Origin of the sequence: Actinomadura latina NBRC 106108 (assembly GCF_001552195.1) — a bacterium.
Classification (GTDB): Bacteria; Actinomycetota; Actinomycetes; order Streptosporangiales; family Streptosporangiaceae; genus Spirillospora; species Spirillospora latina.
The window spans coordinates 15,650-31,955 of the sequence record NZ_BCQS01000040.1 but is presented as its reverse complement, the minus strand read 5'-3'; the positions used below and the strand labels follow the sequence as shown (position 1 = coordinate 31,955).

The following is a 16,306-nucleotide window of genomic DNA, read 5'->3' as shown; positions in this document are numbered from 1 at the left end:
ATGGTGATGCCGTATCTGACGGACGAGGAGCTCGCGCTGCGCTCGGCCGTCCGCGACTTCGTCCGCCGCGAATGCCCGCCCGGGCACTGGGACGAGCTGGACCAGGCCCACACCTACCCCGCCGACCTGATGAGGAAGCTCGGCGCGACCGGCTGGATGGGCATCGCGTTCCCCGACGAGGAGACCGGCGAGCGCGACCCGCGCTGGGGGACGCTGCTCGGGCTCGTCACCGAGGAGCTCGGCAAGGTGTCGTACTCCCTGGCCAGCAACTACTTCAAGGTGACCGGCTACGGCGAGACGATCCTGCGGTACGGGAGCGCGGAGCAGCGCGCGGCGATCGTGCCGGGCCTCGCGTCCGGCGAGCTGCTGCTGGCCATCGCCCTGTCGGAGCCGGGCGCGGGCAGCGACGCCGCCGCCGTGTCGACGCGCGCGGAACGGGACGGGGACCACTACGTCCTCACCGGGACCAAGCACTTCAGCACCTGCTCCGCCATCGCGGACCACATCATCCTGGTGACGCGCACCGGGGAGCACAAGCACAAGGGCATCTCCGTCTTCCTCGTCGACCCGAAGACGGAGGGGATCACGTTCGCCGAGATGCGGAAGCTCGGGATCTGGACGAACCCGACGTTCAACATCTCCCTGGACCACGCCCGCGTCCCGGCGAGCTGCCTGCTCGGCGCGGAGGGCCAGGGGTGGGAGGTCATCACGCACTCCCTCGACGTGGAACGCTTCACCCTGGCGGCCGCGTATGTCGGCGCCGCGCAGGACGCCTTCGACTACGCCGCCGCCTACGCCGGGGAGCGCGAGCAGTTCGGGCGGGCGATCTCGTCGTTCCAGGTGATCCGGCACAAGCTCGTCGACATGCACATCGCCATCGACCACGCTCGCCTCGCCACCTACCGGGTCGGCGAGATGCTGAACGAGGGGCTGCCCTGCCGGCGGGAGGCGTCGCTGGCCAAGCTCGTCGCGTCGGAGGCGTACATGAAGGCCGCGCACGACGGCCTGCAGATCCTCGGCGGCCTCGGCTACACGATGGAGACGCCGATGCAGCGGCACTTCCGGGACGCCAAGCTCGGCGAGATCGGCGGCGGGTCGTCGGAGATCCAGCGGAACCTGCTCGCGAAGAGCCTGGGCCTGTGACCGGCGCGCCTCGGACGGCGGTCGTCAGCGGGGTCGGGGAGACGGAGTTCTCGAAGGCCAGCGGGCGCAGCACGACCCGGCTGGCCTTCGAGGCCGTCTCGGCCGCCGCCGCCGACGCGGGCATCGACCCGGCGCGCATCGGCGGCGTCGTCCCGTACCCCATGGGGCCGGCGGCCGAGGACGTGATCTCGGTGTTCGGGCTCCCGGACGTCACCTTCACCGCCGTCCCGCATCTGGGCGGGGCGAGCGCGATCGCCGGGCTGCGGCTCGCGGCGATGGCCGTGGAGTCCGGGCAGGCCGAGCACGTGGCGGTGTTCGTCGCCCGCAACGGACGGTCCGGGACGCGCGTCGAGAAGCGGGTCGCCCACCTCGCCGGACGCCATTTCCGGGAGGAGCTGGAGGAGGTCCACGGGCTCAGCACCCCCGCCCAGTGGTACTCGATGATCTGCCGCCGGCACATGCACGAGTTCGGCACGAGCAGGGACGCCCTCGCCGAGGTGGCGCTGACCATGCGGGCGAACGCCCAGCTGAACGAGGCCGCGCAGATGCACGGCAGGCCGCTGACCCGCGAGGACTACCTCTCCTCCCGGGTCATCGCCGACCCGTACCTGCTGTTCGACTGCTGCCTGGAGACCGACGGCGCCGCCGCCGTGATCGTGTCCGCGGCCGGCGCGGCGGACGGTGCGCGGCAGGTGTCGATCCTGGCGGCGGCCGAAGGCCATCCGGACTCCCCCGACGACCTGTGCGGCCGGGCCGACATCTTCGGCACCGGGCTGACCAGGGCCGCGCCCCGCGCCTTCGGCGCCGCCGGGCTGACCCCGCGGGACGTGGACGTGGCGCTCATCTACGACTGCTTCACCTTCGAGGTGATCCAGCAGCTGGAGGAGGCCGGTTTCTGCCCGCGCGGCGAGGGCGGCCCGTTCGTCCTCGACGGGAACATCGCCCGCACGGGCCCGCTGCCGGTGAATCCGCACGGCGGGCTGCTGTCGCACGCCCACACGGCGGGGATGAGCCACGTCGTCGAAGCGGTGCGCCAACTGCGCGGCGCGTGCGGCGCGCGGCAGGTCGGCGGCGCCCGGGTGGCGGCCGTCACCGGCTGGGGCGACCTCGGCGACGGCGCCCTCGCCCTGCTGGCGGCCAGTTGATCCGCACAACGAGAAGGGAGCCGAGGTGACCGACGGACACCCGGACCTCGCCGGATACCGGGAGGGCCTCGCGGCCGGCGAACTGCGCGCCCAGCGCTGCGGCGGCTGCGCGCGAATGTGCTGGCCGCCGCGGCCGGCCTGCCCGCGCTGCGGCTGCCCCGACACGTCCTGGGAGCGGCTGCCGGACGCCGGCGAGCTGTTCACCTGGACGGTCGTGGCGCACACCCGCCTGGCGGGCTTCCAGGACGCCGTCCCGTACCCGGTCGGCATGATCGCCCTGCCCGGCGCCGGCATCAGGATGATCGGCCGGATCGCCGCGCCGGCCGCGGAGCTGGCGATCGGGATGCCGGTGCGCTGGACGTTCGCCGGCTCCCCCGCGGGCGGGCGGCGGCCCGTCTGGACGCCCGCCCCGGCCGGACGGGAGGAGAGCCGGTGACGAGCCTGCTCGACGACACGACCATGTCCTGGGTCGGGCGGACCGTGACCGCTGCCCCGTACCCGGTCGCGCGGGCCGACATCGCCAGGTTCGCGCTCGCCATCGGGGCCCGCGACCCGGTCCACTTCGACGCCGGGGCCGCGAAGAGGGAGGGCCATCCGGACGTGGTGGCTCCGCTCGGGTTCTACGTCGCGATCCGGCTCCAGTCGCAGAACCTCGTGCCGCTGGACGAGCTCAACGCCGACGGGGTGTCGCCGGGGCTGACGCCGCCGAGCCGGGCGTCCAAGATCATGGCCGGGGACACCAGGGCCCGGTTCCACCGGCGGATCCGGGCCGGCGACGTCATCACGCTCACCACCTCGATCAGCGGCATCCAGGAGAAGCGGGGCCGGTCCGGGCCGCTGATCCTGGTGTCCTACTCGCTCGAATACACCGACCAGTTCGGGGAGGCCGTCGTGTCCGAGACGTATGCGCGAGTGCTGCGATGAGCGGGGCGCCGCCGGTCGAGGGGTTCACGGTCACACCGGGCCCGGTGCAGCTGTTCGCCTTCTCGGCCGCCACGTGGAACCCGCACCGCGTCCACTACGACGCCGACTACTGCCGGGAGGTCGAGGACTACCCGGGCGTCGTCGTGCCCGGCCCTCTGCAGGGCTCCTGGCTGCTGGAACTCGCCGAAGCCTGGGCGCGGCGGGCGGGGCTGCGGGTCGAGTCGATCGAGTACCGCAACGTGCGGCCCGCCTTCTGCGGCGCCGAGCTCGCCGTCGGCGGCCGGGTCGTCCAGGGGCCGCCCGAGGCGTCCCTCGAACTGTGGGTCGCCTCACCGGACGGCGAGCGGCACTGCGTGGCGGCCGCGCACGCCCGTCCGCCCGGCTGACGCCCCGGCCCCCCCGCAGTCCCGCAGTCCCGTAGTCCCGTAGTCCCGCACCTGAATCGGCCCGTCCCGTGGAGCACACGGGACGGGCCGAGGTCGTTCCCGGTGCGCCGGCCCGCCTGAGCACCCCGCACGGGAACCGGCCCACCCCGTGGATCGAACGGGATGGGCCGGGGTTCTCGCGGCGGACGGGTCAGCCCGCGGCGCCGACCTTGTAGGCGTTGGCGGTGTCGGAGGCGCGGAAGTCCTCCTTGACGCCGAGGCCGGCGAGTGCGTCGGGATCGATCTGCTGCACCTGGCTCTCCCGCGTCGTCGGCTGCGCCGGGTCCGACAGGTCCTGCGGCGGCAGCAGCCCCGGCATCTCGAAGTCGGTGACCTTCGCCCGCGCCTTGAGCAGGCCGGGCCTGGTCAGGTCGTCGCAGGCGCCGGAGACGATCTTCGTGTAGAGGTGGGTCAGCGTGTAGGCGTGCACCACCGCGTAGTCGGACTCCGGCCGCGTGGCCCCGTACTTGGCCTTCCAGTCGGCGGCCAGCTTCTTGTTGGCCTCGGCGGTGCCGCCGAGCGAGCCCATCGGGCTCATCCGCTGGTACCGCCCCATCATCGCCGACTTCGCCGAGGTCGACAGGATGCTCGTCCCCCAGGACGACACGTTGCCCATGATGGGCACGTCCAGGCCGGTCGCCTTCATCACCGACGCGGCCGAGGCCGTCTGCTTGGAGGTGGCGTCGATGAGGACGGCCTTCACCCCGGCCGCCTTCAGCGCGTTGACCTGGCTCGTCAGGTCGCTGTCGCTCGGCTTGATCTGCTGTCCGATCAGGGTGAGCCCGAGCTGCTTCGCCGCGAACTGGCTGCCCTTGTAGCTGTTGCCGCCGAAGTCGCCCTGCAGGTAGATGTGGCCGACCTTGTCACCCTTCTTGATCTTGTCGTGGCGGACCAGCCAGTCCACCCCGTTGATCATCTGGATGTCGTAGGTGGACCCCATCACGATCAGATGCTCGTCGCCCAGCAGCTCGGAGGAGAAGCTGGTCAGCCCGGACAGCACCCCGTTCTGGCCGATCTTGTCGCGGAGCGCCGTGATCACCGCGGAGCCGTAGATGTTGAGGAACCCGAACACCTGCGGCTCGATCTCGTCGTAGGCGGTGACGGCCTTCTGCGGGTCGTAGCCGTTGTCGCGGACGACCAGCTCGATCTTCCGGCCGCACACGCCGCCGGCCTTGTTGATCTCCTCGACGGCCATCTGGTGGGACTGCAGGATGGTCTTGCCGCTGCCCGCCAGCGGCCCGGACAGGTCGACCAGGACGCCGAACTTGACGGTGTCCTTGTCGACGCCGGTGGTGGCGTCGTCGCCGCCGCCACCGCGCGTCGAGCAACTCGACAGGGACAGGGTCAGGGCGATGGCGGCGACTCCCGCCGTCACCCTTCTTCGGGAGATTCTGGACATGGCTGCTCCTCCTCGGAACACAGGCGAGCCACGAAGGGTTCGTGGGGGTGGGCTTTTCGTGGACGGCGCGCTCAGGCGGCCGCGGGTTCGGGTGTGGCGGGGCCGCGGCGCACCGCGCGGAAGGGCCGCATCGACCGGCCGTGCCGCAGCACGACGATCATGACGAGGGACCCGTAGGCGAACTTCGCGGCGATCGAGGCGTCCAGGCCGCCGCTCTGCCCGCCGGCGACGACGAGCGGCAGCGCGTCCGCGTACCTGCTCAGCACCAGCGGGAGCGCGGTGACGAGGGTCGCCCCGGCGATGGCCCCGCCGACCGAGCCGAGACCGCCGAGGACGACCATGACCAGGACGTCGATGGACAGCATCAGGTCGAAGTAGTCGGGGATCGCCCGCTGGAAGGCCAGCGCGGTCATGACCCCGCCCAGCCCGGCGAACATCGAGGACAGGACGAACGCGGACGCCTTGGCGTGCCGTACGTCGACGCCCATGGACGCCGCGCCGATCTCGCTGTCGCGCATGAGGCGGTACGCCCGGCCGGGCCGTCCTCGCAGCACGTTGTGCGCCACCAGCACGCCGCCCGCCATCAGGGCGAGGAACAGGTACCAGAGGTGCTCGACGTCCCCGAACGGGACGCCCGCCACCACCAGGCCGGACGCGTCGGAGAACTCGTGCCCGGCCAGCGAGAACGGCGTCACCGAGCGGCCGTCGTAGCCGCCGGTCACCGACGGCAGGTTCAGCAGCAGATGGTGGCCGAGGAAGACCAGGCCGAGCGAGGCGATCCCCAGGTACAGTCCGCGCAGCCTGCCCGCCACCGGGCTGAACATGAGCCCGGCGACGCCCGCGAGCAGCACCGCCAGCACCGCCGCGAGCAGCGGCGGCAGGCCGAGCCCCTGGGTCCGGCCCTGGTCGTCGCCGGACAGGTAGGCGTAGCCGTACGTCCCGATCGCGATGAAGAAGGCGTGGCCGAGCGACAGCTGCCCCGCCGCGCCGAACAGCAGCGTCAGGCCGATCGCGCCCATCGCCGCCGCCATCGCGAACAGGCCGATGCGCAGCCAGAAGCCGCCGACGTACAGGGGCAGCACGAGCAGGACGGCCGCCAGGACGATGGTGCCGATCAGCGCCCGGCGCCGGGTGATCACCTCAAACACGACTGACCTCCTTGGCCCCGAACAGCCCGGACGGCCGCCAGAGCAGGATCGCGAGCATGACCACGTAGGCGGCGACGTCCCCGAGGCCGAGGCCGAGGAACGACAGCTCGTCCTGGTAGCCCGCCATGAGCACCTGGACCATGCCGACGGTGAGGCCGCCCGCGACGGCGCCGCCGAGCGAGTCCATGCCGCCGATGATCGCGGCGGGGAACGCGGTGAGGGCGACGGCCTCCATGCTCAGGCTGACGCCGGGGCTCGGGAACGAGGCGAGCCCGATCCCGGCGACCGTCGCCAGCAGCCCGGACACCGCCCACGCGCCCGCCGACACGCGCCGCAGCCGGACCCCGACCAGGGTGGCGCCCTCGGCGTCCTCCACGGACGCCCGGATCGCGAGGCCGAGACCGGTCGTGCGCAGGAGCAGCGCCAGCCCGGCGATCAGCAGCGGGATGAGGATCACCGTGATGATGACCGTGAGCGGGAGGGTGAGCGGCCCCAGGCGGACCACGTGCCCGTCCCAGGGCGCGCCGAGCGGCAGCACGCGCTCGTGCAGCCGGCGGCTCACCTCCGCCAGGATCACGATGTTGAGGCCGATCGTCAGGATCGCCATGCCGTGGTGGTCGCCGCCCTTGACCCGCGACACCAGGAGCCGCTCCGACAGCAGTGTCAGCAGCGCCGTGACGGCCAGCCCGAGCGCGGCGGCGGCGGCGAACCCGATCTCCGGTGAGGCCGCGGCCACCAGGAAGACCCCGGTCAGCATGAACGCGGGATAGGCGAAGTTCACCACCCGCGTCGCCTTGTACACCACGACGAAGCCGAGCGTGATCATCGAGTAGAGGAGCCCGAGCGACACGCCGTTCGCCGCCAGCTCCAGCAGATTGGTCATGAGGAGGGCCTCTCCGTGAGCCTGCCGGCCGCGGTTTCCGCCGCGGACTCCGGCGCGGGTTCCCCGGTACCGGCCGCCGGCCGCGCCGGGTCGCCGCCGAGGTAGGCGCCGATCACCTCGGGATCGCGGCGGACCTCCGCGGGGGTGCCGTCCGCGATGACCCGGCCGAAGTTGAGGACGGTGACGCGGTCGGCGATCGACATGACGACGCCCATGTCGTGCTCGACGAAGAGGATCGTCAGGCCGAGCGCGTCCCGCGCCGCGGAGACGAGGTCGCCGAGCCGGGCGCTCTCCGCCGCGTTCATGCCGGCGACGGGCTCGTCCAGGATCAGCAGGCGCGGCTCCAGGCACAGCGCCCGCGCGAACTCCAGCCGCTTGAGGTCGCCGTAGGAGAGCCGCGACGCCGGGGCGTCCAGCTTGTCCGACAGGCCGGCGAACCCGGCGATCTCCCGGACGCGTTCCCGGTGCGCCCGCTCCTCCCGGCGCCCCAGCCCGAAGGCCGCGCCGATCACTCCGGTGCGGGTCAGCCGGTGCCGTCCCACCATCAGGTTGTCGAACACCGACTCGCCCGGCGACACCACGATGTTCTGGAACGTCCGGGCGATGCCCAGGCCCGCCACGCGGTCGGGGCGCAGCCCGGTGACCTCGTGGTCCCCCACGTAGATACGTCCGGACGTGACCGGATAGATGGCGCACAGCGCATTGAGCAGGGACGATTTGCCGGCGCCGTTCGGCCCGATCACGGCGTGCACCGTTCCCGGCTCGACCTCGAAGGACACCTCGTCCAGGGCGTGCAGCCCGCTGAACAGGACGGTCACTCCCTCGATGCGCAGCCTCGGCGCCGTCATCCGCCCCACCTGCTCAGGGCGGGCACCGGAGCGGCCACCCGGCCGGACTCGCCCGCCGACTCCCCCGCCGACTCCCCCAGGTACAGGCGGCGGACCTCGTCGCTGCCGGCCAGCTCGTCCGCCGCGCCCTCCAGCACGACCCGGCCCAGTTCGAGCACGTACGCCGACCGGGCCAGGGAGAGCGCCATCGCCGCGTTCTGCTCGACCAGCAGGACGGGGACGCCCTCCCCGCTGATGTTCTGGATCGTCTCGGCGATGACCTGCACGAGCCTGGGCGCGAGCCCGAGCGACGGCTCGTCCAGCAGGAGCAGTTTCGGCCGCGACATCAGCGCCCGGGCGATGGCGAGCATCTGCTGTTCGCCGCCCGAGAGCGTGCCCGCGGGCTGCTTCAGCCGCTCGGCGAGCCGCGGGAACAGGTCGAGCACGTGCCTCCTCGACTTCTCCCGCTCCGTCCGCGACCTGACGGGGAGCGCCCCGGCGGCCAGGTTCTCGGCGACGCTCAACGCCGCGAAGACGTGCCGCCCCTCCGGCACCTGGACGAGCCCGCTCCGCACGATCGCCGCCGGGCTCGACTTCTCGACAGCTCGGTCTAGAAAACGAATGGAGCCGCCTCGCACGGCCCCGCCGTACAGCGGCAGGGTTCCGGAGATCGCCCGCATCAGAGTCGTCTTGCCGGCTCCGTTGCTGCCCAGGAGCGCGACCACTCCAGCGTCTCCGACCTGCAGGGACACTTCCTTGATCACCGGTTCGCGCGCCCCGTAGGTGACGAGAAGCCGGTCGATATCGAGCATCAGGACCTCCGATTCCGCCCGGGACGAGCTTCCACGAGCCGATCGAGCAGAACGCGGGGCGACTGCACCGGCACCGTCTGACCTCCTATAACTGCGGCAGACGTTTTACATACCACTCGGTCTATAAAACCGTAGAGTGCACTTTAAGGCCACGCCCGCCGCCACGACAAGGGGGCGCGGCGGCCCTCTTCGGAGGGGGCGCGATCCGCAGGGCTTCTGCGAACGGAGCCGATACAGCCTCGACGCCCTCGGGATGCGGCGCCGATCACCGACAAGGTCATCGCCCGGGTTCGCCACCCGGATCGGAGCCCTGCCACGATTGAGCGGCGGCCTGCGCATCGCGCATCAAGCGATGCGCGATGCGTCTTCGCTTGGAGCCTGGCCGCTCCCCGCGTCAGTGCGGGACGGGGCTTACGGGCCGGTATGTGTGGAGAGCCACTCGACCAGAGGGCGGAGGTCGCGCCATGTGTCGCGGACCGTGGACAGAGCCCGTTCTCCGGTGGCCTTCGTCTTGGGGATGCGCTTCTCGGCGCCCAGGGACTTGTAGCGGAGGAGCTCGATGCGCGGATGGTCGGCCCGGTAGCCCCGGGGCTGGGTCTTGACCCGCTCGCCGACCAGGGAGAAGCCCTTCTCGATCAGCCGGTCCACGATCGCCTGCGCCTCGGCGCCCGACTTTCCGTCGTCGACGGCGGCCCGATAGGCGGCGATGCCGTCGGAGGCGAATGCGTGGAAGCCCGCGCCCACGAACAGTCCGTCGGCGCCGAGCTGCAGGTAGTAGCCGGCGGGGCCGTCGCCGCCCACGGCGGCGCTTTGGCTGGTCTTGTAGGGCGACTTGTCGTTGCTGAACCGGGTGTCGCGCTGCGGTCTGAACAGCTTCGCCGGGCCGAACTCCTCTTCCAGCTCCTCCAGCAGCGCCTGCATCGGTTCGCGCACGGCGCCGTCATAGTCGGCCTTGTGCGCGTGCCAGTGCTCACGCGTGTTGTGGGCCTCCAACTCCTTGTAGAAGTCGAAGGCCTTGCGCGGGAAGCCGTCGAAGGCCATCGGTCCCTTCCTTCCTCACAGCAGGGCGGCGAAACGCTCGACCACCTCCGCGGCCTGGGCGGCGTTCAGGCGGGGGTCGCAGGCCGTGCGGTAGTGCGGCAGCTCGGGCGGCGCGCGGAACGGCTTCGGCGTGACGGTGCACTCGGTGACGTCCTCGGGGGTCATCTCGAGGTGCAGTCCCGCCGGATGCCTCCGGCAGGCGCGCATGATGCGGACGAACGCCACGATCTCGTCCAGGATCGCCTCCATGAGCCGGGTCTTGGGCCCCGCGCCGATGCGCATCGTGTTGCCGTGCATGGGGTCGCACAGCCACACGACCGGCCTACCCCGTCTGCTCACCTCCTCCACCAGCTCGGGCAGGAGCCTGCGCACGCGCGTGCTGCCGAGGCGGACGATGAAGACGAGCCTGCCGTCCTCGCCGTCGGCATTGAGCAGCCGGGTGAGCCGTACGGCCTGTGCGGGGCTGATGACGGGGCCGATCTTGACGCCGATGGTGTTGGCGACGGAGCGCGCGAAGTCGACATGCCGGCCGCCGGGCTGGCGGGTGCGGTCCCCGATCCACAGCGAGTGGGCCGAAGCGGCGTGGTCACCGCGCACCTGCGGACGCTCGTAGTCGAGCAGCAGCGCCTCGTGGGAGACGTAGGCCCGCTCCTGCGGCGACCGCCCCGCCCAGGAGTCGCGCACCACTCCGAGCACCCGCTCGGCGCACTCGTGGGCGCGGAGGAGCCGGGTGGGATCGGGGTGGCGGGCCCGGGAGTCGGTGGCGGGGCTGTTGACGGCGTCGCCCCGATACGACGGGACGATGGTGCCGTCGGCGGTGCGCTCGTAGGGGGTCGAGCGGGGCTTGCCGTACTGGCCGGCCAGCCGGCCCAGCGGGACGGTCACGCTCCCGGTGGCCGAGCGGATCACCTCGGCAAGGCCGTACAGCTGCGCGAGTTTGGCGCGCACCTCGGCGGGACCGGACTCGCAGAAGCGCTCGGCGCAGTCGCCGCCCTGCAGCAGGAAGCCCCCGCCCCGGGCGACGCGGGCCACCGCCTGGCTGAGCTGGACGCACTCCGCCCTGGTGACCAGCGGCGGCATGCCGTGCAGGGTCCGGGTGACCTGGTCGAGCAGCGCCGGGTCGCCCCAGTCGGGTTGCTGCGCGACCTCGCCGATCACAGCGGCGAGTCCTGGAGCCGGGCCTTGTCGACCTTGCCGACCGGCGTGAGCGGCAGCCCGGGGACGACGATCACGCGATCGGGGATCTTGTAGGCGGCCACGCCGCGCTCCCGCATGAACGCCGCGACCGTCCGCAGGGTGGGCGGCTCCTCCCGGGCGACGATGTAGGCGCAGGTGCGTTCGCCGAGGTAGGGGTCGGGCATCGGGACCACGGCGGCGGCCCGCACGCCGGGGTGGGCCAGCAGGTGCTCCTCGACTTCGTCGGCGGGCACCTTGTCGCCGCCGCGGTTGATGACGTCCTTGACCCGGCCGCAGATGACCAGGTGGCCGGTCTCGGTACGGCGGGCCAGGTCGCCGGTGCGGAAGAAGCCGTCGGGGGTGAAGGCCCGTCTGTTGTGCTCCTCGGCGCGGAAGTACCCGCGGATCGTGTAGGGACCGCGGACGAGCAGTTCCCCGGTCCGTCCCGCCGGCACCTCGGCGCCGCCCTCGTCCACGATGCGGACCTCGTCGTGCTCCGAAAGAGGCTTGCCCTGGACGGTGGTCAGCAGTTCCGGCGGGTCGTCCGGGGGGCTCTGGCTGAGCAGGCCCTCGGCCATGCCGAAGGACTGCTGCACCGGGCCGAGCCGCGCGTGGACGTCTTCGGCCAGCTCGGGGCTGACTCCCGCGCCGCCGACCTGCACCAGGCGCAGGCTGGAGAGGTCGTGCGGGGTCCAGGCGGCGGCGTCCACCCACAGCAGCGCGAGGGACGGCACCAGGCCGGTGACGGTGACGCGCTCGCTCTCGATGAGAGGGAACGCGTCTCCGGCGCTCGGTGTCGGGGTGAGCACGACGCTGCCGCCCGCGTACAGCGTGCCCAGCACGCCCGGGCAACCGAGCGCGTAGTTGTGCGCGATGGGCAGCGCGGCCAGGTAGACGTCGTCCGGACGGAGACGGGCGTTGTCCGCGCTGAGCCTGATGTTGCACAGGTAGTCGTCGTGGGTGCGCGGGATCAGCTTGGCGCGTCCGGTGGTCCCGCCCGACAGCAGGAAGAAGGCCACGTCATCCGGCTCGGGCGGCTGGAGTTCCACGGGTTCGGCGTAGAGCGAGGCCAGTGACGTGAACTCCGCCGGCTCGCCGGCGACGATCACGTGCCGCGGGCCGCGGATGCGGCGGGCCAGTTCGCGGTGGTCGAAGCCTTGGTGGACGGCGGGAACGACGTAGGCGGCGGCCTCGGTACGGGCGGCCAGGTGGCCGATCTCGTCGTGCCGGTGCGGGGGCAGCGCGAGCACCGGGGCGGCGCCGAGCATCAGCAGCGCGAAGAGCGTGTCGATCAGCTCCGGCGAGTTCGGCAGATGCACGATCACCCGGTCGCCGCGCCGCAGTCCCAGGCCGTGGAACCCCGCGGCCAGGCGGGCGGCGCGTTCGGCGAGTTCCCGGTACGTGCGGCGGACCCCGCCCGAGATCAGGGCGGTACGCTCGCCGTGCGCCCGCAGCAGGACGTCGAGGGTCTGGCCGGTCCACAGACCGAGTTCGCGGTACCGCCCGGCGGTTTCCGGGGGCCAGGGTACGCATCCGGCGATCATCGGAGCCTCCTCACGGCGCCACCCGCACCACGCGCCAGCCTTCGTCCCGGCGGCGGTAGCGCAGCCGGTCCTGGATCTCGTCGGCCCTGCGCTGCCAGAACTCCATCTCGTCCGGAGTGAGCCGGTAGCCGCCCCAGTGGCCGGGGCGCGGGATCTCCTGGCCGGTGAAGCGGGCGCGCTCGGCGTCGAAGCGCGCACGCACGACGTTCCGGTCGTCGATCTCGGCGCACTGGTCGCTGCTCCACGCCAGGAGCTGGATACTGCGGGGCAGGGTGGCGAAGTAGGCGTCGGACTCGACGTCGTCCAGCCGGCTCACCGGGCCCTCGGCCCGCACCTGGCGCCCCTTGTCCAGCCAGCCGAAGCAGAGCGCGGCCATCGGGTTGACGGCCACGTCGGAGGCCTTGCGGCTCGCATGGTTGGTGAAGTAGACGAAGCCGTGGTCGACGTAGGCCACGTCCACCCAGCGGGCCGAGGGGCGGCCGCGGTGGTCGGACGTGGCCAGCACGGCGGAGTTCGGCATCTGCGCATTGGCCGCCCGCCACTCCTCCTGCCAGCGCGTGAACTGCCGCAGCGGGTCGGTCGGCAACTGAGTCGACATTCTCCTGATCCCGTCATTCAGTGGTCTTCTAGACACTATTGCCTATAATCGGCGGCATGCAACAAGTCGCGCGCACTCTCATCACCCGGCACCGAGAAATCACCGCTCCTCGCACATTCCGGCTGCTCGGCATGGAATGGGACCTCCTGCCCGGCGTCTACGCGCCCCAGCTGGCACAGTCGTCGGCGCTGTACGCCGAATGGCTGCCCTATCCGCTGCACGGCTCGTTCTGCGAGGTCGGCAGCGGCACGGGCTACGTCTCGGTGCTGGCGGCGCTGCGCGGTTGCGCGTCGGTGACGGCTCTGGACGTCAGCGAGGCGGCCGCCGAGAACACCCGCCTCAACGCCGAGCGGCACGGCGCCGGCTCCGTGGTCCGCGTGGCCTGCGGGGACATGTTCGGGCCGCTGACCAGCGAGGACAGATTCGACGTCATCTACTGGAACTCCAACTTCGTCGAGGGCGAGCCGGCCGACGCCCTGGAGCGGGCCTTCTTCGACTCCGGCTACGCGGCGCACGCCGCCTTCTTCCGCGGCGCCGCCGCGCACCTGGAGCCGGGCGGCAGGCTGCTGCTGGGCTTCACCGATCTGGGCGACGAGCAGCGCGTGCACGCGCTGGCGGCCGAGCACGGCTGGCGGCCCGCATTGCTGCGCGCCGCGAAATGCGCCGCCGAAGAAGGGCAGATCGAGTACCGGCTCCTCGAATTCACGCGGGCCGGTTGACCATTTCGGCCGGGCCTCTCCGGAGGCCCGGTCTATTCACTTGTAGAGGCGCACGGCGAGCGGGACCAATATCACCGTCGCGGCCGCCGCCCAGGCGACGGTCAAAAGCGCGGGCTGCAATACTTCACCGCCGCTGGAAAGCCCGACCAGCGCGTCGCCGGCGAGCGACAGCGGATTGGCTCGCACCACTGGCCGCAGCCATGTGAAGAACTGGTCGGCCGGCACGAATCCCGAAGAGAGGAACAGCAGCAGCGTGACGGGGCCGCTGAGCGCTCCGCTGACCGCCTGCTCGCTCTTGGCCGACATGGCCACCACGACCGCGAGCCACAGGAAGATCCAGGCGAAGAGCACGACGACCGCGAAGAAGCCGAGCACGGCCGGCGCCCCCTGCGTGAAGCGGAACCCGACCGTGTGCGCGACGGCGGTGGTGACCACCGCGATCAGCAGGACCCGCACCAGGTCGCCGGTGATCCGGCCCGCCAGCACGGACAACCGGCTGATGTTCATGGCCCTGAACCGGTCGACGATGCCGCTGTGCAGGTCGGTGTGGAACCCCAGCCCGGTGCCGACCGCGCCGTAGGCGGCGCTGAACAGGACGATGGCCGGGGCGAGCCGGTCAATGTAGCGTCCGCCGGTGGCGTCGCCGACCAGCTCCCCGAAGACCAGCAGCATGAGGAAGAGAAGGATCAGCGGGAACATGACCGAGTCGGCGACCAGCTGCGTGCTCTTGGCGAAGCGCCGCAAGTTGCGGCCGGCCAGCAGACTCGTCTCGGTGATGACGCTCATACCGCCCTCCTGAACGCCTGTACTGCCGCGGCCGAGAAGACCGCCAGCAGCCCGGCCAGCCACGCCGCCGCCTTCAGCACCGGCCCCGCCGTCGGGCCGCCGTCCGCGAGCGCCCGGAGCGCGTCGAGCACGACGGTCACCGGCTGATGCCGGACGAAGGGCTCGATCCACGCGGGGAAGGCGTCGGCGGGCACGAAGGCGGAGGAGACCATCAACAGCGGCAGGTAGATGACGTGCAGTGTCGAGGAGACCGCCTCGGGGTCCCTGGAGACCAGCCCGAGAGCGCTCGTGCCCGCCGTGACCGTGAGCGCGAAGCACACCGACAGCACCACGAAGCCCAGGGACGCCGCCGGCCCGGCCTGGAACCGGAAGCCCGCCGCGTACCCGGTGACGATGATGACCGCGATGGCCAGCAGTGCCCGCACGCCGTCGGCCCCCATCCGGCCCACCACCACGGCGCCCCGGCTGATGGCCAGCGACCGGTACCGGGCCAGCATGCCGCTGCGGCGATCGGAGGCGAAGAAGAAGGCGGCGGTGATGGCCACCGAGAACATCCACTGCACGACGATCGCCGGGGGGAGGAACTGGGCGTAGTCGATGCCGTGCGTCCGCAGCAGGTTCTGGAACAGGGCCAGGAACCCGAAGACGAAGATGACCGGGAACACCACCATCGTGCTGATGGTGTCGGCCATCGAGTTGAGGCGGAGGTTGCGCCCGGCGAGCAGGAGTCCCTGCCCGAAGAGGTTGCCCGGGCCCGCCTCGGTTCCGGTCGCCATCACCCGACCTCCTCGGGCTCCCGGTCGGTGTCCTTGCCGGTCAGCGCGAAGAACACCTCGTCCAGGGTGGGGCGCCGCAGCCTGATGTCGTCGGCGCCGATCCCCGCGTCGCGCAGCACCGCGACGACGTCCGCCAGCGTGCCGGCGTCGGCGCCGCGCACGGTGACGACACCGCCGGACTCGTCCACGTCGCCGAACCGCTCCCGCAGCATGAGCAGCACCCGCTCGCGCGGCTCGGCGCGCACCTCGCAGACCTGCCCGCCCACCTGGTTCTTCAGCTCCCCCGGGGTGCCCTCCGCGATCACCCTGCCGTGGTCGATGACGACGATCCGGTCGGCCAGGCGATCCGCCTCCTCCAGGTACTGGGTGGTGAGGAGGAGCGTGGCGCCCTCCGCGCGCAGCCGGGTCACCATGTCCCACATCTCCCGGCGGCCGGCCGGGTCGAGCCCGGTGGTCGGCTCGTCGAGGAAGATCACGGGCCGCTCGACCACCAGGCTGGCCGCCAGGTCCAGGCGCCGCCGCATGCCGCCGGAGTAGGACTTCACGGGCTGGTCGGCGGCATCGCTCAGGCGGAACCCGGCGAGCAGCTCCGCGGCCCGCGCGGCGGCCGCCCGGCGGTCCAGCTTGAGCAGCCTGCCGAACAGGACGAGGTTCTGGCGCCCGGTCAGCACATCGTCGACGGCCGCGAACTGGCCGGTCAGCGCGATGGAGGCGCGGACCCCGGCCGGATCCCGGGCCACGTCGTGCCCCGCCACCGTTGCCCGGCCGCCGTCCAGCGGCAGGAGCGTGCTCAGGCAGTTGACCATCGTGGTCTTGCCGGCCCCGTTGGGACCGAGCAGCCCCACCACGGCGCCCGGCTGCACGGTGAACGACACCTCCTCCAAGGCCGTCTTCTTGCCGAAGACCTTGCGGAGGCGTTCGACTTCGACTCCCCCTTCACCCATGAGCGCTACCTCCTGT

General features: G+C 72.0%; 18 protein-coding genes. 6 read left to right on the top strand and 12 right to left on the bottom strand.

Annotated features, from left to right (window positions below; all coding sequences use genetic code 11):
- From AL2_RS33185 to AL2_RS33165, 5 genes are read left to right on the top strand one after another with little or no spacing between them, the layout of a single operon-like run.
- On the top strand, window positions 1–1,143 hold the full coding sequence (locus tag AL2_RS33185; protein WP_083947153.1) for an acyl-CoA dehydrogenase family protein: 1,143 nt from the start codon (window positions 1–3) through the stop codon (window positions 1,141–1,143).
- The gene (locus AL2_RS33180) at window positions 1,140–2,288 is read left to right on the top strand and encodes a thiolase C-terminal domain-containing protein (RefSeq protein ID WP_067640746.1); all 1,149 of its coding nucleotides are present in this window, start codon (window positions 1,140–1,142) and stop codon (window positions 2,286–2,288) included. The genes AL2_RS33185 and AL2_RS33180 overlap by 4 nt, the downstream gene beginning before the upstream one ends.
- A 25-nt stretch (window positions 2,289–2,313) precedes the next feature.
- Window positions 2,314–2,724, top strand: a complete 411-nt coding sequence (locus tag AL2_RS33175; protein WP_067640744.1) for a Zn-ribbon domain-containing OB-fold protein — start codon at window positions 2,314–2,316, stop codon at window positions 2,722–2,724.
- Window positions 2,721–3,212 carry an FAS1-like dehydratase domain-containing protein gene (locus tag AL2_RS33170; protein WP_067640742.1) on the top strand — a complete coding sequence of 164 codons (492 nt, stop codon included), beginning with the start codon at window positions 2,721–2,723 and terminating at the stop codon, window positions 3,210–3,212. The genes AL2_RS33175 and AL2_RS33170 overlap by 4 nt, the downstream gene beginning before the upstream one ends.
- Window positions 3,209–3,598, top strand: coding sequence for an HTD2 family dehydratase (locus AL2_RS33165; RefSeq protein WP_067640740.1), 390 nt, complete (start codon window positions 3,209–3,211; stop codon window positions 3,596–3,598). The genes AL2_RS33170 and AL2_RS33165 overlap by 4 nt, the downstream gene beginning before the upstream one ends.
- 190 nt (window positions 3,599–3,788) lie before the next feature.
- On the opposite strand, the gene AL2_RS33160 is transcribed toward AL2_RS33165, so the two are convergent.
- The 9 genes from AL2_RS33160 to pdxH all read right to left on the bottom strand — a co-directional run bounded on the left by AL2_RS33160 (window position 3,789) and on the right by pdxH (window position 13,065).
- Window positions 3,789–5,036: an ABC transporter substrate-binding protein gene (locus AL2_RS33160; protein WP_067640738.1), complete on the bottom strand. Its 1,248-nt coding sequence runs from the start codon at window positions 5,034–5,036 to the stop codon at window positions 3,789–3,791.
- A 71-nt stretch (window positions 5,037–5,107) separates the two neighbouring features.
- Window positions 5,108–6,184 carry a branched-chain amino acid ABC transporter permease gene (locus AL2_RS33155; RefSeq protein WP_067640736.1) on the bottom strand — a complete coding sequence of 359 codons (1,077 nt, stop codon included), beginning with the start codon at window positions 6,182–6,184 and terminating at the stop codon, window positions 5,108–5,110.
- On the bottom strand, window positions 6,177–7,067 hold the full coding sequence (locus AL2_RS33150; RefSeq protein ID WP_067640734.1) for a branched-chain amino acid ABC transporter permease: 891 nt from the start codon (window positions 7,065–7,067) through the stop codon (window positions 6,177–6,179). The genes AL2_RS33155 and AL2_RS33150 overlap by 8 nt, the downstream gene beginning before the upstream one ends.
- Window positions 7,064–7,915 carry an ABC transporter ATP-binding protein gene (locus tag AL2_RS33145; protein ID WP_067640732.1) on the bottom strand — a complete coding sequence of 284 codons (852 nt, stop codon included), beginning with the start codon at window positions 7,913–7,915 and terminating at the stop codon, window positions 7,064–7,066. Before AL2_RS33145 ends, AL2_RS33150 begins: the two co-directional genes overlap by 4 nt.
- Complete coding sequence (locus AL2_RS33140; protein WP_067640730.1) at window positions 7,912–8,706, bottom strand: ABC transporter ATP-binding protein; 795 nt, start codon at window positions 8,704–8,706, stop codon at window positions 7,912–7,914. Before AL2_RS33140 ends, AL2_RS33145 begins: the two co-directional genes overlap by 4 nt.
- Window positions 8,707–9,117: 411 nt before the next feature.
- Window positions 9,118–9,747 carry a DUF2461 domain-containing protein gene (locus AL2_RS33135; protein WP_067640729.1) on the bottom strand — a complete coding sequence of 210 codons (630 nt, stop codon included), beginning with the start codon at window positions 9,745–9,747 and terminating at the stop codon, window positions 9,118–9,120.
- A gap of 15 nt (window positions 9,748–9,762) precedes the next feature.
- Window positions 9,763–10,905, bottom strand: coding sequence for a 3-deoxy-7-phosphoheptulonate synthase (locus AL2_RS33130; protein WP_067640728.1), 1,143 nt, complete (start codon window positions 10,903–10,905; stop codon window positions 9,763–9,765).
- Window positions 10,902–12,467 (bottom strand): (2,3-dihydroxybenzoyl)adenylate synthase, encoded by a 1,566-nt coding sequence (locus AL2_RS33125; protein ID WP_067640727.1) that lies wholly within the window; start codon window positions 12,465–12,467, stop codon window positions 10,902–10,904. Before AL2_RS33125 ends, AL2_RS33130 begins: the two co-directional genes overlap by 4 nt.
- A gap of 10 nt (window positions 12,468–12,477) precedes the next feature.
- Window positions 12,478–13,065, bottom strand: coding sequence for a pyridoxamine 5'-phosphate oxidase (gene pdxH, locus AL2_RS33120; RefSeq protein WP_067640726.1), 588 nt, complete (start codon window positions 13,063–13,065; stop codon window positions 12,478–12,480).
- Window positions 13,066–13,121: 56 nt separating this feature from the next.
- Here pdxH and AL2_RS33115 point away from each other — a divergent pair, with 56 nt between their 5' ends.
- Complete coding sequence (locus AL2_RS33115) at window positions 13,122–13,784, top strand: methyltransferase (RefSeq protein WP_067640725.1); 663 nt, start codon at window positions 13,122–13,124, stop codon at window positions 13,782–13,784.
- A 36-nt stretch (window positions 13,785–13,820) separates the two neighbouring features.
- Here the strand turns inward: AL2_RS33115 and AL2_RS33110 are convergent, their stop codons facing one another.
- The 3 genes from AL2_RS33110 to AL2_RS33100 are packed head-to-tail and all read right to left on the bottom strand — an operon-like array spanning window position 13,821 to window position 16,290.
- A complete protein-coding gene (locus AL2_RS33110) occupies window positions 13,821–14,570 on the bottom strand; it encodes an ABC transporter permease (protein ID WP_067640724.1) in 750 nt (249 codons plus the stop codon).
- Window positions 14,567–15,346: an ABC transporter permease gene (locus AL2_RS33105; protein ID WP_067640722.1), complete on the bottom strand. Its 780-nt coding sequence runs from the start codon at window positions 15,344–15,346 to the stop codon at window positions 14,567–14,569. Before AL2_RS33105 ends, AL2_RS33110 begins: the two co-directional genes overlap by 4 nt.
- Window positions 15,346–16,290, bottom strand: coding sequence for a daunorubicin/doxorubicin resistance ABC transporter ATP-binding protein DrrA (locus tag AL2_RS33100; protein WP_067640720.1), 945 nt, complete (start codon window positions 16,288–16,290; stop codon window positions 15,346–15,348). The genes AL2_RS33105 and AL2_RS33100 overlap by 1 nt, the downstream gene beginning before the upstream one ends.
- Between the last annotated feature and the right edge of the window lie 16 nt (window positions 16,291–16,306).

Bases quoted from the DNA above. Each gene is read 5' to 3' on its own strand.
- AL2_RS33160 (WP_067640738.1), bottom strand. From the start codon at position 5,036: ATGTCCAGAATCTCCCGAAGAAGGGTGACGGCGGGAGTCGCCGCCATC.
- AL2_RS33145 (WP_067640732.1), bottom strand. From the start codon at position 7,915: ATGACGGCGCCGAGGCTGCGCATCGAGGGAGTGACCGTCCTGTTCAGC.
- AL2_RS33115 (WP_067640725.1), top strand. From the start codon at position 13,122: ATGCAACAAGTCGCGCGCACTCTCATCACCCGGCACCGAGAAATCACC.
- AL2_RS33135 (WP_067640729.1), bottom strand. From the start codon at position 9,747: ATGGCCTTCGACGGCTTCCCGCGCAAGGCCTTCGACTTCTACAAGGAG.
- AL2_RS33140 (WP_067640730.1), bottom strand. From the start codon at position 8,706: ATGCTCGATATCGACCGGCTTCTCGTCACCTACGGGGCGCGCGAACCG.
- AL2_RS33110 (WP_067640724.1), bottom strand. From the start codon at position 14,570: ATGAGCGTCATCACCGAGACGAGTCTGCTGGCCGGCCGCAACTTGCGG.
- AL2_RS33105 (WP_067640722.1), bottom strand. From the start codon at position 15,346: ATGGCGACCGGAACCGAGGCGGGCCCGGGCAACCTCTTCGGGCAGGGA.
- AL2_RS33185 (WP_083947153.1), top strand. From the start codon at position 1: ATGGTGATGCCGTATCTGACGGACGAGGAGCTCGCGCTGCGCTCGGCC.
- AL2_RS33125 (WP_067640727.1), bottom strand. From the start codon at position 12,467: ATGATCGCCGGATGCGTACCCTGGCCCCCGGAAACCGCCGGGCGGTAC.
- AL2_RS33165 (WP_067640740.1), top strand. From the start codon at position 3,209: ATGAGCGGGGCGCCGCCGGTCGAGGGGTTCACGGTCACACCGGGCCCG.
- pdxH (WP_067640726.1), bottom strand. From the start codon at position 13,065: ATGTCGACTCAGTTGCCGACCGACCCGCTGCGGCAGTTCACGCGCTGG.
- AL2_RS33150 (WP_067640734.1), bottom strand. From the start codon at position 7,067: ATGACCAATCTGCTGGAGCTGGCGGCGAACGGCGTGTCGCTCGGGCTC.
- AL2_RS33100 (WP_067640720.1), bottom strand. From the start codon at position 16,290: ATGGGTGAAGGGGGAGTCGAAGTCGAACGCCTCCGCAAGGTCTTCGGC.